The following is a 13,866-nucleotide window of genomic DNA, read 5'->3' as shown; positions in this document are numbered from 1 at the left end:
GTCCGCCATGACCGACACATCAGCACTGCTGCCCGCCCAAGCCCTCGAACTACGTCTGAAGGTCCGCCGGTTCCTTGACGAGGAGCGCGCCCACGGCACCGTGCTCGGGCGCCCGGATTCCTGGCTGACCGGCTGGCTGCCGGAGTTCAGCCGCAGGCTCGCCGAGTGCGGCTGGGTGGGCATGGCCCTGCCCCAGGAGTACGGCGGGGGCGGCCTGGGCTTCGCCGCCCGGGTGGTGGTGATCGAGGAACTGCTCGCCGCCGGGGCTCCGGTCTCCGCGCACTGGGTCGCCGACCGCCAGGCCGCGCCCTCGATCCTGGCTCACGGCAGCGAGGAGCAGAAGAAGCGCTTCCTGCCCGCCATCGTCGAGGGCCGCTGCTTCTTCTCCATCGGGATGAGCGAGGCGCAGGCCGGGTCCGACCTGGCGAACGTGGCGACCCGCGCCGAGCGCATCGACGACGGCGGCTGGAAGCTGACCGGCACCAAGATGTGGACCGGCGGCGCACACGTCAACGACTACGCGATCGTCCTGGCCCGCACCAGCGACCACACCGACCGCCACCAGGGACTCAGCCAGTTCATCGTGGACCTGCGCGCCCCCGGGGTGCGCGTGGAGCCGATCCGGCTGCTGACCGGTGAGCACACCTTCAACTATTTCCACCTGGAGGGCGTCGAGGTCCCCGACAGCATGCTGCTCGGCAGCGAGGGCGACGGCTGGGCACAGGTGACCGGCGAGCTCGCCTTCGAACGCAGCGGCCCCGAGAGGTACTTGAGTACCTTCCCGTTGCTTGTCGCGCTGGTGCGTGAGCTGTCGGGCCGCGCTACCACCGCCGACCAGCAGGCCCGCCTCGGCGCTCTCCTCGCGCGGGTGTACGCCGTACGCCGGCTCTCCCTCGGGGTGGCCGCGGCGCTGGACGCAGGACGCCCCGCCGACGCCCAGGCAGCCCTGGTGAAGGACCTAGGTACCCGACTCGAAGGGGAGGTGGTGAACGAGGCCCGGCGGATACTGCCGGTGGCCGCCGACGCCGGAGCCACGCCCGGCACGTACCCCGAACTCCTCGCCATCGCACTCCTGCACACCCCCGCATACACCCTGCGCGGCGGCACCAACGAAATCCTTCGCGGCATCATCACCCGAGCCCTTGAGCAGCAGGAGCAGCAGTCATGAGCATCTCGCAGCAGCTTGCCGAAGTCCGTTCTGCAGGGCGCCTCGCAGGGACCGGGTCCGGATCCGCGAACGGCCCGGTTGCCGAAAGCATCCTCGTCGCCCGGCCGCTCGCCGAGCGCACCGGACTCGGCCTACCCGCAGGCCCCTTGACCTACTGCCTGGCCACCAGCCTGGCGATCACCTGGGCCCACCCCGCCGCCTTCCACGTCGGCCCGGCGGGGACCATGGGCGAGGACCTCGCCCTACGCGTCTCGGGCACCCTGCCCCGGGTGCCCTGGGGCGGCAGCGCCACCGTACTGGTCGCGGCGCAGGGTCCGGGCGGACCCGTCCTGTTCCCCGTCGACCCCGCTCGTACGACGATCGCAGCCGGCTCCAACCTCGCCGGAGAGCCGCGCGACACCCTGCACCTGGCCGACTACCAGGTCCCTGCCGAGCTCGTTCGCCCCCTCACCCCGGACCTGCTGACCGAGTGCGAGCTGCGCGCCGCCCTGGCCCGCGCGGCACTGATCGCCGGGGCGGCCGAGCGCTGCGTCGAGCTGACGGTGGCCCACACCTCCAGCCGCATCCAGTTCGGCCGGCCGCTCAGCCACTTCCAGGCCGTCAAGCAGGAAGAGGCCCGGCTCATCGAGGAGTCCGCGCTGGTCGACGCCGCAGTGGAGGCAGCCGGAGAAGCGGTCGAACTCCACGGCTTCGAGGCGGCGTTCGCCATCGCCGCCGCCAAGGCCCAGGCCTCCGCCTCGGTCGCAGAGATCACCAGGATCGCCCACCAACTGCACGGCGCCATCGGCTTCACCGAACTCAGCGAACTGCGCTTCGCCACCACCCGGCTGTGGTCCTGGCGCGACGAGGACGGGGACGAAGCCCACTGGTCGGCCCGCCTCGGCCGTACGGCGCTCACACAGCGGGCGGAAGACCTCTGGCCCCTTCTCACCGGCACGAAGTCAGGGTGAATCTTTAGGATCTTGGCATGGACCTCACGCCACGCCTGCTGGAGCAGTTCACGGTACTCGCCGAGGAGAAGCACTACGGCCGGGCGGCCGAACGGCTGATGATGAGTCAGCCCCCGCTCAGTCAGGCCATCCAGCGTCTGGAGCGGATCGTCGGCGCCCGGCTGCTCGACCGGAGCAGCAACGGCGTCGAACTGACCGCAGCGGGCGCGGCGTTCGCCGCAGATGCCCGTCACCTGCTGGACGCCCAGCAGGCCGCACTCGCCCGCGCCCGCCGGATCGCCTCGGGGGACGCGGGCGAGGTCCGTATCGGGTACGTCAGCGGTCTCGCGCACTGGCACATGCCCCGGCTGCTGGCCAACGCGGCACGCGATCTGCCCGACCTGCGCATCCAGTTGACCCAGGCCTCCTCCATCGCCTTGGTCGAGGCGCTACGGCTGGGCTCCGTCGACCTCGCCTTCATCCGCACCGCACCTCTGCAGGCCCATGACCTGGAACTGCTGGAGCTCGGCCGTGAGCGGGTGTACGTCGCCCTGCCCGAGACCCACGCGCTCGCGGGTGCGGCCGAACTCTCCCTGCGCGCCCTCCAGGAGGACTGGTTCGTCTTCGTCAGCGAGCGGGCCCTGCCCGAGCTGGCCCGCAAGGGGCAGCTCATGTGCCGCCGCGCGGGCTTCAAGCCCCAGGTCAGGGCCCGCGCCGACGACCTCCCCGGGCTCCTCGGCTATGTCGCCTCCGGGCTGTGTGTCGCCCTGGTCTCCGAGCACACGGCCGATCTCGCCTTCCCCGGTGTACGCGTGATCCCCCTCGCCGACACCGACCCCGAGTTCTCCCTCGCGATCCGGGCCGTGTACCGCCCGGACCCCGACCCGGCCGTCCCTGCACTGCTGCGGCACACCGCGTCCTGGTTCGACGCGGACTCTTGACCGCATACCGTTCCACAATGGCTTCACCGGGTGTGACCGGGCGTTTCGCGGCTTGGTCAGCCGGCGGGCGGTGCTGGTTGATCAGCCCGTGGACGCGGCCCGTTCAGGACATGTCCGGCCGCTGTCGGGTGCGCTACCCGCAGCGGCGCGAGACCCGTCCTCGCCCGACTGTGACCCGGGACACCTGGCCGCCGTCGCCGACCAACTCAACCGCCGTCCACGCAAGACGCTCGGCTGGGAAACCCCAGCCGAGCGTCTGGCTAAACTCCTCGCGGCCTAGACAACCGACCACGTGTTGCAACGACCCTTAGAAACCGCCTTGCAGCGGTCCGGGCCTTCGTGAAGGCGGAGGATACGAGATTCGAACTCGTGAGGGGTTGCCCCCAACACGCTTTCCCATTCTCACGAACGGTGTCCGCCGAGGTTCGCACCCGTCCTGACCTGCGGCGCAGCGAGCCGTTGGACAGGCGCTGAACCCGGCCGGACGGGGGTGAACGAGACCAGGACTGAGACCACCCCTGGGATCGCCGAAGTGGTCGCAGAGTCAGCCGGGTGTCGGCGCGGTGCGTCGGGCCACGATGGCGAGGCGGGTGGCGGCTTCGGCGAGGTCGGCGGGTTCGGCTGCGGCGGCGAAGCCGAGGCGGAGGTGGGCGGCGGGCGGCTCGGCCGGGAAGTACTGGTGGCCGAGGTTGACGGTGACCCGATGTGCCCGGGCCGTGTCCGTGACGGCCGCCTCCGTGAGACCGGAGGGAAGCCGCAGCCAGAGGTGCAGGCCGCCCTGCGGGACGTGAGCGATCGTCCAATCGGGGAGTTCGCGGACCAGGGCGTCGGCCAGGACGGTGCAGCGGTGGCGCAGGGCGGTGGCCAGGTTGCGCAGGTGGCGGTCCCAGGCGGGGGTGCTGAGCAGTTCGACCGCGGCTTCCTGAAGGGGGCGGGCGATGAAGAAGTCGTCGACCCGTCGCATGCCGAGCAGGCGCTGCATGACCAGGCCCCGGGCGATGACGGCGCCGATCCGCAGGCTGGGCGAAGCGGGTTTGGTCAGCGAGGTGAGGTGGATGACCGTGCCGTCGCGGTCGTCGGCGACCAGCGGGCGCGGTACCGGGCGGCCGTGGCCGAGATGGCGGGCGAAGTCGTCCTCGATCACGAAGGCTCCGGCAGCATGCGCGACGTCGACGATCTGTCGGCGTCGTTCAGGGGAGAGGACGGTGCCGGTGGGGTTGTGGAAGGTGGGCTGACAGTAGAGCAGCCGGGCGCCGGTCGTGGCGAAGGCGTCGGCGAGCAGGTCGGGGCGCAGGCCCTGGTCGTCGATCGGTACGGGCACCGGTCGGAGTCCGGCGGAGCGCGCGGCGGCGAGCGCGCCGGGGTAGGTGGGCGATTCGACCAGGACCGGGTTGCCGGGCGCCGCGATGGCGCGGAACAGCATGGACAGCGCCCCCTGTCCGCCGCCGGTCACCAGGACGTCCTCGGGGCTCACGTCGCCGCCCACTTGTCGGGCGAAGATCGCGCGCAGTGTCGACAGGCCGGCCGCCGGGGCGCGGTGCCAGGCGTCCGGGCGGCGGGCGGCCCGGGCGAGGGCACCGCTGAGCAGCCGGGTGGGCTGGAGGTTCTCGTGCAGGTAGCCGCCGGACAGCGCGATGGTGCCGACCGCCGGTGTGCCGGACTGCTCGGCGGGGGGTTCCGGGAGGGGCTGGCGGCCGGCCAGGGCGACCGCCTGCCAGGAGGTGTCCGGCTCGGCACCGGCGCCCGCCGGCGGCCGCCGGGCGGCGACGTAGGTCCCGCTCCCCGGTCGAGTGACGACCGCCCCCTCGGCGGCGAGGAGTGCGATGGCCCGGGAGACGGTGACCGGCCCGACTCCGTGACGTGCGATCAGATCGCGACTGCTGGGCAGGCGATCGGCCGGAGCGAGCCGGGCGATCTCGCTCCGGAGGATCGCCACCAGAGCCTCGGTACTGCTACCGTCATACATGAAGAATGAGAATAGCGCTTTCAGCCGCAGTGCGGAACCGCTCCTGGACCTCACCGCCCTCCGGGCCGACACCCCCGGCTGTGAGGCGGTGATCCACTTCAACAACGCCGGCGCCGGACTGATGCCGCGTCCGGTGCTCCAGGTGATGCTCGACCACCTCCAACTGGAGGCGGCCATCGGCGGGTACGAGGCATCCACCGCCCGCGCCGCCGAGATCGACGACTTCCACGCCTCGCTCGCCGAACTCCTCGGCACCCGCCCGGACAACATCGCCTTCGCCGCGAGCGCAACCCACGCCTACACCAAGGCCCTCTCCGCGATCGACTTCCGCGCCGGAGACGTCATCCTCACCACCCGCAACGACTTCATCTCCAACCAGATCGCCTTCCTCTCCCTGCGCAAACGCCACGGCGTCCGGATCGTGCACGCCCCGGACCACCCGGACGGCAGCGGCGTCGACGTCGACGCCATGGCCGCGCTGATGCGCGCCCACCGCCCGCGCCTGGTCGCCGTCACGCACGTGCCCACCAACTCCGGCCTGGTGCAGCCGGTCGCCGAGATCGGCCGACACTGCCGCGAGCTCGATCTGCTGTACCTGGTCGACGCCTGCCAGTCGGTCGGCCAGTACCCCGTCGACGTCCAGGAGATCGGCTGCGACCTGCTCACCGCCACCTGCCGCAAGTTCCTGCGCGGGCCGCGCGGTTCGGGCTTCCTCTACGTCTCCGACCGGGCGCTCGCCGCCGGGTACGAGCCGCTGCACATCGACATGCACGGCGCGCGCTGGGTCGCCCCCGGCTACTACCGTCCGGTCGCCACCGCGGCCCGGTTCGAGGAGTGGGAGTTCCCGTACGCCACCGTGCTCGGCTGCGCCGCCGCCGTCCGCTACGCGCTGCGGGTGGGCCTCGAACCGATCGCCCGGCGCACCCCGGCCCTGGCCGGACAGCTGCGCGAGCAACTCGCCGCCATACCCGGCCTCCGGACGCTGGACCGGGGGCCGGCCCCGGCCGCGCTGGTCACGTTCGCGATCGAGGGGTGGGAGGCCGAGCCGTTCAAGGCGGCGATGGACGCGCGCGGCATCAACTCAGCGCTCAGCTACCGGGAGTTCGCCCAGTACGACTTCGCCGACAAGGACGTGGAGTGGTGCCTGCGCCTGTCGCCGCACTACTACAACACCGAGGACGAGGTCAATGCGGTGGCCGGTGCGGTCGCCGAACTGGCGAGGAGCACCCGGTGACGCAAACCTCGACCGCACCTGACGCCACGGTCGCACCGCACCAGAGCCTCTGGCACAACGGCGACTTCCTCCGGTTCTGGTTGGGCGAGACGCTCTCCCTGCTCGGCACCCAGGTGACCAACCTCGCGCTCCCGCTGACCGCCATCGGCGCGTTCGGCGCGAGCGACGAACAGGTCGGGGTGCTGCGCTTCCTGCAACTCGTCCCGTACCTCGGACTCGCCCTGGTGATCGGTGTCTGGGCGGACCGGCATCGGCGGCGGCCGGTCATGCTCGGTGCGAACCTGGTCCGGCTGCTCCTGCTCGGCCTGATACCGGTGCTGTACTGGTGCCACGCGCTCAACCTGCCCGTGCTGATGGTGATTGCCTGCGCGGCCGGCATCGCATCGGTGGTGTTCGACGTGAGCTGGATGTCGTACGTGCCGGTGCTGGTGAAGAGCCCCGAGCACTACGTCGAGGCCAGCGCCAAGATGGGCGCCAGCTCCTCCGCAGCCGACGTGGCCGGACCGGGACTGGCCGGGGTCCTGGTGTCCGCGCTCAGCGCCCCGGTGGCCCTGGTCGTCGACGCCTGCTCCTACGCGGTGTCCGTCGTCTCACTCCTGCTCATCAGCACACCTGAGCCGCGCCCCGAACCGGGCGTCGAGCGACACCTGTGGCGCGAACTCAAGGACGGCCTCGGCTGGGTCCTGCACGACGGAGTGCTGCGGGCCCTCGCGCTGATCGGGTGCTGCTGCAACTTCTCGATGGTCACGGTGTGGACGATGTTCCTTCTCTACGGCACCCACGACCTCCACCTCGGCTCGACGACCCTCGGCGCCGTCTTCGCGACCGCCTCCGTCGGCGGCCTGATCGGCGCGCTGATCTCGCGGAAGGTCATCGCCCGGTTCCCGCTCGGCCGGGTCTACCTGGTCGCCCAGTCCGCCCTCCTGCTCGGCCCGTCCCTGATCCCCGCCGCCGCAGGGCCACGACCGGTGATGATCGGGATGTTCGTCCTCTCCTTCTTCACCACCTACCTGGGCCTCGGAGTGGCCGGGGTCGTCATCGTCAGCCTCCGCCAGGCCGCGACGCCGCAATCGATGATGGGCAGGATGACCGCAGCGTTCCGCACACTGTTGTTCGGCGGCGGCGCCCTGGGCGGTCTCTCCGCCGGCCTGCTCACCGGCCAACTCGGCGCCCGAGCGGCCCTGACCGTGGCCGCCGCCGGCTCCGCCACTGTCGTCATCGGCTTGGTGCTCTCCCCGGTCAGCCGCCTCAAGGCCTTGCCGTCCGCACCGAAACAGATGGCAGCGGCCCGCTGACCGAACGACGAAGGCCCGGACCGTTGAACGGTCCGGGCCTTCTGCCGGCGGAGGATACGAGATTCGAACTCGTGAGGGCTTTATCCCAACACGCTTTCCAAGCGTGCGGGCATCGACCGGGGCATCACATACGGAGCCCTGGAACAGTGCGGGTTGCCACTGCTCACCCGGCGCACCACTATGCCCGCGGTCGTGGGCTGATGGTGCCTTCCCGGGCCCGGCGCCGCGACCGCACGGCGCCGGGGCCCATCCTTGTTTCTCTTCGATTCTCTGGGGGCCGCCCCTCCCCCCTCCCCCTCCCGCCCCCTCCCCCGCCCTCGTCAATCCGCGCTCTAGCCGAGACCGTGTTGCAGCGGCAACCCCGGCTCACCCGAGAGGCTTACGGCGTAACGGAGTTGGACCGCATCGGGTGGTGCGCGGTGACCGGCCGCAGGAACGGTTCGTTGGTCGGTGCGGCACATCGCACCACCGATCCGAAGAGGTCCCTGTCATGTCCGAACCCTCTGCCACGCCGCCGTTCCCGAGCAGCCCGACCGGCTCGGCCACCGGCGACTCGGCCGGACCCGCGACCCCCAAGACCCTGCTTGAGCAGATGCAGGAACTGCTCGCCTCGGTGACCGCGGACCTCGCCGCGCTCCAGTCCAACACCCAGGACGTCGGCCCGACCGCCGCCTACCCGGCCGACACCGACACCTCCGACGCTCCGGCCGCGCCGGGCACCCGGTAGTCCGGCGCCCACTCCTTCCCCCTCGACCCGCCCGCGCCCGGTGGGTCGAGCCGGACCACCAGCAACGGCGCTCCGTGACCGGCCCGTTCGGACTCCGCCCCGCCACCCCGGTCGGCCGCCTCACGCAGCCGCGCGGTCACGTCCCGGCATTCCGACACCGCGTCGACGCCGTCGATGCACGTCCAGTAGAGGCTCTCGGTATCGGCTCCGCAGGCCAACACCACGAGCGTCTCCCCGACCTCCCCCAACAGTTCCTCCAATGCCTCCAACACCGTTGCCAGCTCGCCGAGTTCGGCGAACGGACCGACCCGCCCCGCGCGCACCGGGGCATCGGTGGCGACGGACCTGCCCAGGCAGACCGTCGCGTGCGCCCCCGCCTCGGAGAGCTGCCGACCGAGCCCCGTCAGGTCGTCGTCCTCGGACTCCGCCAGCCGCGCGCCCACCGCCTCGGTGAGCAGCGCGGCCTGCCGCGCCTCGGCCAGCACATCCGGTACGTGCCTGGCCTCGGCCAGGGCATGCCGGGCCGTCTTGATCAGTCGCAGCGCCTCCATGGCCCCCGCTCCTTCCGCTCCTCGTCGCCGTCGACCGGACTCGCCGCCGGGGCGGTCGAGTGGTCACGGGGAGAGCGTGCGGGGAGGGTGGGGTGGGCTGCATCCGCCATGTCGAAAGCTGTGGAAAACCCGGGGGTGTGGATAACTTCCGTCCCTCACAAGGGTGATCAGTCCACGTCCGGGTTGACGTCGGCCGCTGTACCCGGCACCGGGAAGCGGTGCTCGTTGCGCTCGATCTTGGCGGCAAGCGCCTCCAGCGGGTCCACCCCGACCGCCGTGCAGAACTGCAGCAGGTACGCCAGCACGTCCGCGACCTCGTCGCGCACCCGGTGGGCCCGCTCCGGATCCGACATCACCGCGGCCGCCTGCTCGGGTGTGAGCCACTGGAAGATCTCCAGCAGCTCCCCGGCCTCCACGCTCAGCGCCGCCGCCAGGTTCTTCGGCGTGTGGTACGGCTCCCACCGCCGGGCAGCCGCGAACTCCACCAGCCGCTGCCGCAGCCCCTCCAGGGTCGGCTTCCCCGCCCCCGTCACTCGCTCGCTCGTCACTCGCTCGTTCACGCCCCCAGGTCTACCGCATCCGCTCCCCCGGCCACCGCCCAGGCTCCCCCACCGCCGGCAACCGACGAGCCCCCGGCGGCCGGCGGGTCCCCGGCAACCGCCGGGCCCTCCTCCCCGCGCCCGCACTGGACCGGCACCCGGGCCGCCTCCGGCCGCAGCACCGTCAGCCCCGTCGCCGGATCCCGCCGGCACTCCACCAGCGCCACCTCCCCCGACCGCCCGTCGCCCGACCGCGCGTCCCCCGCCCCGAACGCCTCCCGCGCCGCCCCCGGCTCCTGCAGCGCGGCCACCACCCGCAGCTGATTGCGCCCCGCCATGTCCCGCGCGAGCCGCAGCAGCGAGGCGGTCTGTTCGGTGGCGAGCCCGGCCCCGAGGTCCTCGGCGAGCACGGTGAGCTGCCGGTGCGCCCACGGCACCTCGGCGGCCACGTCGAGGTCGAGCACCCCCGCCCCGGTCAGCAGCACCGCCGCGAAGGCGAGGTGGCGCAGCATGCCGTCGGAGGCCTGGTCGGCCCCGGTGCGCCCCAGCACGCCCTCGTCGAAGACGGCGAGCACCCGCCGCCCCGTCCCGCTCTCCCGCTCGGCGAGGGTGAGTCCGAGCAGCGGGTGCGGCGCGGCCGCCTGGACGGCTCGCAGCAGTTGTCCGTACCGGCGCGGGCATTCGTGGGCGAGCCGGTTGATCACGGCGGAGATGTTGGCGGCGTTGCTGCGCAGCCGGGCCCGTGGGTCGGCCTTGGCCCAGCCGCGCATCAGCGCCGGGACGGGGTGCAGCGGGAAGACCTCGCGCAGCGCGGTGAGCAGGTCCTCGGTGGCGGCCAGGACGAGCCGCTCGCCGGTGGAGGAGCCGGCGACCCGCAGCGGCAGCTGGGCGGTGATCATGGTGCCGCTGGGGAAGGGCGCCCGGATGTCCCCCTGTCGGGTGTCGTTGTGCCAGCACACGTTGACGCGCCCGTTCCGTACGTCCTGTTCGCCGGTGTCCACCAGGGTGCGGCCGTCGAGGCTGAGCGACTCCCGGGCGATGCGGACCGTCCCGTCGGTGCGGATCACCAGGTCGAGCCGGATCCGGCCGCGAGGCGAGCGGACGGTGCAGCCGAGGATGACGGTGTCCCGTCCATGCGGCACGCAGCCGGCCAGGCCGCCGCGCACGGGGGTGGCGAGCGGGCCGGTGCGGTCGGGCAGTCCGTCCAGGGAGCCGGCGATCTCCTCGCCGAGGGCGAGCCGGGACAGTACGGCCAGCGCGTCGAGGGCGTTGGACTTGCCCACCCCGGCCGGCCCGTGCAGCACGGTGAGCGGAGCGAGCGGCAGGGCGGCCCGCCGGTAGGACTTGAAGGCGGTGAGCCGCAGCTCCTCGACGGTGGGGCGTGGCACGGGCGCCCGGTCGGGCTCCGGGGCGCCCGGGCGCAGTTGGGCCGGCCCGGCGGGGGCGGCGGCGTCGCGGTTCACCCGTCGGACGTTAGCCGCAGCCCGGCCGGGCGAAACGTGCCTGCACGGCAGATTCATCCCAACGTGGTGGACCTGCCGCACACCGCTGACCTACGCACTCCGCCGTCCTACGGCCTCCGGTACGCGGCCACCGTCACGGAGGCGGTCACCTCGACCGGCTCCGGCAGGTCCGCGAGGGCGGACGCGAGCCGGTCGGGGTCGGTGTGCCAGGCGCTCGGCCCCATGCCGACGACGGTCCGGACGTCCTGCGCGGAGAGCCGCAGGGTGAACTCGACGGAGCGCCGGTCGACCGGCGTCAGGTACGGGCCGAGCTTCTCGTCGATCCGGCGCTGCTTCTCCTCGTCCACCGACAGCAGGCCGAGGGCGGCGACGAGTTCGCGCAGGTGGCGGGCGGTGGGCGAGACCAGCAGCAGGGTGCCGCCGGGGCGCAGCACCCGGCGGATCTCGGGGCCGTTGCGCGGGGCGAAGACGTTGAGCATCAGGTCGGCGGAGGCCTCGCGCAGCGGCAGCGGGCGCCAGGCGTCGCAGACCACGGCGCCGATCCGGGGGTGGGCCTTGGCGGCGCGGCGCAGCGCGTACTTGGAGATGTCGAGGGCGGCGCCGACCCGGCCGGGCAGGGCGTCCAGGACGTGCGCCAGGTAGTGGCCGGTGCCGGCGCCGAGGTCCGCGACCAGGCCGTCCGGCCCGTCCGACCCGCCCGGGCCGTCCGTTCCGCCGACGGTCTCGGCCGCCTCGGCGAGGGCGTCGGCGATCGGCCGGTAGTGGCCGGCGGTGAGGAAGTCGGAGCGGGCGGCGACCATCTCGGCGGTGTCGCCGGTGCCGGTGTGGGCGTCGCCGGCGAGGAGGCTGACGTAGCCCTGCTTGGCGAGGTCGAAGCTGTGCCCGGCGGGGCAGCGCAGGCTGCGCTCGTGCCGGGTGAGGTCCTGCGCGCAGTGGGGGCAGGCCAGGTAGGGCTCGATGTCCTGCAGCAACGTTCCGTCTTCTCTCGCCGTTCGGCCCCGACCGGCCGGGGCGCCAGCCAGCCTAACCACCCGCGCCCGCCGACGGCCTCCCCAGCCGCCCCGGCGCCGAGCCGCACCCACACCCGCGCCCGCACCGCACCCCGCCCGGCCCCGTCCCACCCCGCACCGCCCTACGCCGACCCCGCAGAGCGCCCCCGCTCCCCCGCCACCCGCAGCGCGAGTCCGGCGAGCGCCTCGGGCGCACCGGGCCGCCCGCGCACCCCGGGGAAGGCGTTGACGTCCACGATCACCGGTTCGGCAGCCCCGTCCAACAGGTCGACCCCGTAGACCTCCAGCCCGAACACCTCCCCCACCCGCAGCGCGAGCGCGGCCCGCCGCTCGGACGGCTCCCACTCCCCCGCTGCCCCCGACTCGACGTCCGCAGTGGAGAGTTCGGAACGCCGCCGGGCCGCGAACACCCGCCCGTCGACCACCCACAGCTTCTGGTCCCAGCCGTTGCCCGGGAGGTACGGCTGGGTGATGACCTCCTCCCGCGGCCAGCGTTCGGCGAGTTCCCGCAGCCGGGCCGGACGGTCGACCAGCGCGACCAGGTCGTGCCGCCGACTGTGCCGACTCTTCACCACGAACGGGTAGGCCGGAGAGCCGAGTTCGGCCAGCGGCCCGGCCGCGACCGTGGCCGCGAAGGGCAGTCCGGCGCCCCGGGCGAGCTCCGCCATCCGCACCCGGTCCTGGCAAAGCTCCGTCGCCGCGGCCGAGTTGACCACGACCGCCCCGCGCCGCTCCAACTCCCGTGCCAGCGCGAGAGCCTGCGGAGTACGCGCCTTGAGCAGGTAGACATCGGCCGGCTCACCGGCGACGGCACCCCCGGGAGGGACGGCCTCCACCCGGCATCCCCGCCGCACCAGCAGCTCGGCCGCGGCCGCGAGCACCGGGTGCCCGGGGTCTCCCGTGATCAGCCCGACCCTCACCGCAACCCACCATCCACCAGGCCGAGCCGGTCGTACTCGTCGTCGCCGCCGGCCGCCACCAGTGCGGGCACCGACACCGCCGTGCCGCTGCGGGCGAGCCGCAGCACCGCCCGGGCGACCTTCGCCACCGCGTCCGGCACCTGCCGGAAGCTCGGGAAGTCGTTGACGTCCACCACCACCGGCCCGTCCGGCCCGAGCAGCACGTCGACCCCGTACAGGTCCAGCCCGAACACCTCTCCCACCTGCGCCGCGATCCGCGCGACGCTCCCCGGCAGCGGCACCGGCCGCTCGCGCACGCCCTGCCCGGGGTGCAGCGGGGACTCCCGTTCGGTCGCGAAGAGCTCCCCGTCGACGCAGTACACCTTGAGGTCCGTCCCGCCGTTGGGCACGTACGGCTGCGCGATCAGCAGTCCCTCGCCGGCGAGTTCGGGTCCGAGTCCGATCAGGTCGTCGGGCCCGGCCACCAGCCGCACGCCGCGTCCGGAGCTGCCGTCCGCCGGTTTGACGACCAGTGGGTACTCGGCGGCCGGGATCTCGGCGAGGCGTTCCCAGCGGGCGGCGGCGTAGGTGACCGGGACGGGCAGGCCGCGGGTGCGGGCGATCACCGAGGCCAGCGCCTTGTCCCGGACACCGCGGATGGAGCGGACGTCGTTGACGGTGGTGAGGCCCACGGCGGCGGCGGCCTCCAGCAGGGTGAGTCCGGGGCCGCCGGAGACGGTCTTGAGCACCCAGGCGTCGTGGCTGCCGGCCCGCACCGCCTCGGAGATCGCCATCAGCGAGTCGCCGGGGCGCAGCACGTCCACCCGGTGCCCCCACGCGGTGAGTTGACGCGCCACGTCCAGCGGCATGCCGTCCCGCCGGTAGTGCTCCTCCACCAGAAAGCAGAGCCTCATGGGCCTGACTTCCCCCCTTGCCTCGCCGAGTGCGGACGTCCGCCGTCCCCCTCGGCAGAGCTGTGAAGGCCTCAGCATGCCCGGCGTATACGCACAAGATCGCCGCGAGGCGGTAAGCGTTCGGCAACAATCGAACGCCGACGGCCGGGCGGACGTCATGACACTGGCGACCGGACGGCCCTCGCGACACGGGCAGCCGGACGCCCGCTCGGTGCCCGGACGGGCGCCCG

At 73.1% G+C, this 13,866-nt stretch carries 13 protein-coding genes; 6 read left to right on the top strand and 7 right to left on the bottom strand.

Annotation, left to right across the window (positions count from 1 at the left end):
• The first annotated feature begins 7 nt into the window (after nucleotides 1-7).
• The 3 genes from BG452_RS18150 (at nucleotide 8) to BG452_RS18140 (ending at nucleotide 3,038) form a co-directional block, all read left to right on the top strand.
• Complete coding sequence (locus BG452_RS18150) at nucleotides 8-1,168, top strand: acyl-CoA dehydrogenase family protein (RefSeq protein ID WP_188305363.1); 1,161 nt, start codon at nucleotides 8-10, stop codon at nucleotides 1,166-1,168.
• Nucleotides 1,169-1,314: 146 nt separating this feature from the next.
• Nucleotides 1,315-2,118, top strand: coding sequence for an acyl-CoA dehydrogenase family protein (locus BG452_RS18145; protein WP_188305362.1), 804 nt, complete (start codon nucleotides 1,315-1,317; stop codon nucleotides 2,116-2,118).
• Nucleotides 2,119-2,135: 17 nt separating this feature from the next.
• Nucleotides 2,136-3,038, top strand: coding sequence for a LysR family transcriptional regulator (locus BG452_RS18140; RefSeq protein WP_188305361.1), 903 nt, complete (start codon nucleotides 2,136-2,138; stop codon nucleotides 3,036-3,038).
• Nucleotides 3,039-3,582: 544 nt separating this feature from the next.
• Here the strand turns inward: BG452_RS18140 and BG452_RS18135 are convergent.
• Entirely contained in the window at nucleotides 3,583-5,004 is a 1,422-nt protein-coding gene (locus BG452_RS18135; RefSeq protein ID WP_188305360.1) for a PLP-dependent aminotransferase family protein, read from the bottom strand.
• On the opposite strand from BG452_RS18135, the gene BG452_RS18130 reads away from it, so the two are divergent.
• The 3 genes from BG452_RS18130 to BG452_RS18120 all read left to right on the top strand — a co-directional run bounded on the left by BG452_RS18130 (nucleotide 5,003) and on the right by BG452_RS18120 (nucleotide 8,260).
• Entirely contained in the window at nucleotides 5,003-6,238 is a 1,236-nt protein-coding gene (locus BG452_RS18130) for an aminotransferase class V-fold PLP-dependent enzyme (protein WP_188305359.1), read from the top strand. The genes BG452_RS18135 and BG452_RS18130 overlap by 2 nt on opposite strands.
• On the top strand, nucleotides 6,235-7,533 hold the full coding sequence (locus BG452_RS18125; protein ID WP_188305358.1) for an MFS transporter: 1,299 nt from the start codon (nucleotides 6,235-6,237) through the stop codon (nucleotides 7,531-7,533). Before BG452_RS18130 ends, BG452_RS18125 begins: the two co-directional genes overlap by 4 nt.
• A gap of 490 nt (nucleotides 7,534-8,023) precedes the next feature.
• Complete coding sequence (locus BG452_RS18120; protein ID WP_188305357.1) at nucleotides 8,024-8,260, top strand: hypothetical protein; 237 nt, start codon at nucleotides 8,024-8,026, stop codon at nucleotides 8,258-8,260.
• Here the strand turns inward: BG452_RS18120 and BG452_RS18115 are convergent.
• The 6 genes from BG452_RS18115 to BG452_RS18090 form a co-directional block, all read right to left on the bottom strand.
• A complete protein-coding gene (locus BG452_RS18115) occupies nucleotides 8,206-8,811 on the bottom strand; it encodes a DUF6099 family protein (RefSeq protein WP_188305356.1) in 606 nt (201 codons plus the stop codon). The two genes, BG452_RS18120 and BG452_RS18115, sit on opposite strands and share 55 nt — an antisense overlap.
• A 167-nt stretch (nucleotides 8,812-8,978) precedes the next feature.
• Entirely contained in the window at nucleotides 8,979-9,371 is a 393-nt protein-coding gene (locus tag BG452_RS18110) for a nucleotide pyrophosphohydrolase (protein ID WP_317621110.1), read from the bottom strand.
• The gene (locus tag BG452_RS18105) at nucleotides 9,368-10,813 is read right to left on the bottom strand and encodes an AAA family ATPase (protein ID WP_188305355.1); all 1,446 of its coding nucleotides are present in this window, start codon (nucleotides 10,811-10,813) and stop codon (nucleotides 9,368-9,370) included. The genes BG452_RS18110 and BG452_RS18105 overlap by 4 nt, the downstream gene beginning before the upstream one ends.
• A 107-nt stretch (nucleotides 10,814-10,920) precedes the next feature.
• Complete coding sequence (locus BG452_RS18100; protein ID WP_188305354.1) at nucleotides 10,921-11,784, bottom strand: putative RNA methyltransferase; 864 nt, start codon at nucleotides 11,782-11,784, stop codon at nucleotides 10,921-10,923.
• A gap of 161 nt (nucleotides 11,785-11,945) precedes the next feature.
• A complete protein-coding gene (locus tag BG452_RS18095; protein ID WP_188305353.1) occupies nucleotides 11,946-12,743 on the bottom strand; it encodes a RimK family alpha-L-glutamate ligase in 798 nt (265 codons plus the stop codon).
• Nucleotides 12,740-13,636 (bottom strand): RimK family alpha-L-glutamate ligase, encoded by an 897-nt coding sequence (locus BG452_RS18090; RefSeq protein WP_188305352.1) that lies wholly within the window; start codon nucleotides 13,634-13,636, stop codon nucleotides 12,740-12,742. Before BG452_RS18090 ends, BG452_RS18095 begins: the two co-directional genes overlap by 4 nt.
• Between the last annotated feature and the right edge of the window lie 230 nt (nucleotides 13,637-13,866).

The organism is Streptomyces sp. CBMA123 (assembly GCF_014596465.1).
In the GTDB taxonomy this organism is placed as follows: domain Bacteria; phylum Actinomycetota; class Actinomycetes; order Streptomycetales; family Streptomycetaceae; genus Kitasatospora.
The sequence above is the reverse complement of the archived record's forward strand: the minus strand, read 5'-3'. Positions and strand labels throughout refer to the sequence as shown.

Coding starts and splice junctions, on each gene's coding strand:
- BG452_RS18120 (WP_188305357.1), top strand. CDS start 8,024: ATGTCCGAACCCTCTGCCACGCCGCCGTTCCCGAGCAGCCCGACCGGC.
- BG452_RS18140 (WP_188305361.1), top strand. CDS start 2,136: ATGGACCTCACGCCACGCCTGCTGGAGCAGTTCACGGTACTCGCCGAG.
- BG452_RS18135 (WP_188305360.1), bottom strand. CDS start 5,004: ATGTATGACGGTAGCAGTACCGAGGCTCTGGTGGCGATCCTCCGGAGC.
- BG452_RS18090 (WP_188305352.1), bottom strand. CDS start 13,636: ATGAGGCTCTGCTTTCTGGTGGAGGAGCACTACCGGCGGGACGGCATG.
- BG452_RS18150 (WP_188305363.1), top strand. CDS start 8: ATGACCGACACATCAGCACTGCTGCCCGCCCAAGCCCTCGAACTACGT.
- BG452_RS18130 (WP_188305359.1), top strand. CDS start 5,003: ATGAAGAATGAGAATAGCGCTTTCAGCCGCAGTGCGGAACCGCTCCTG.
- BG452_RS18115 (WP_188305356.1), bottom strand. CDS start 8,811: ATGGAGGCGCTGCGACTGATCAAGACGGCCCGGCATGCCCTGGCCGAG.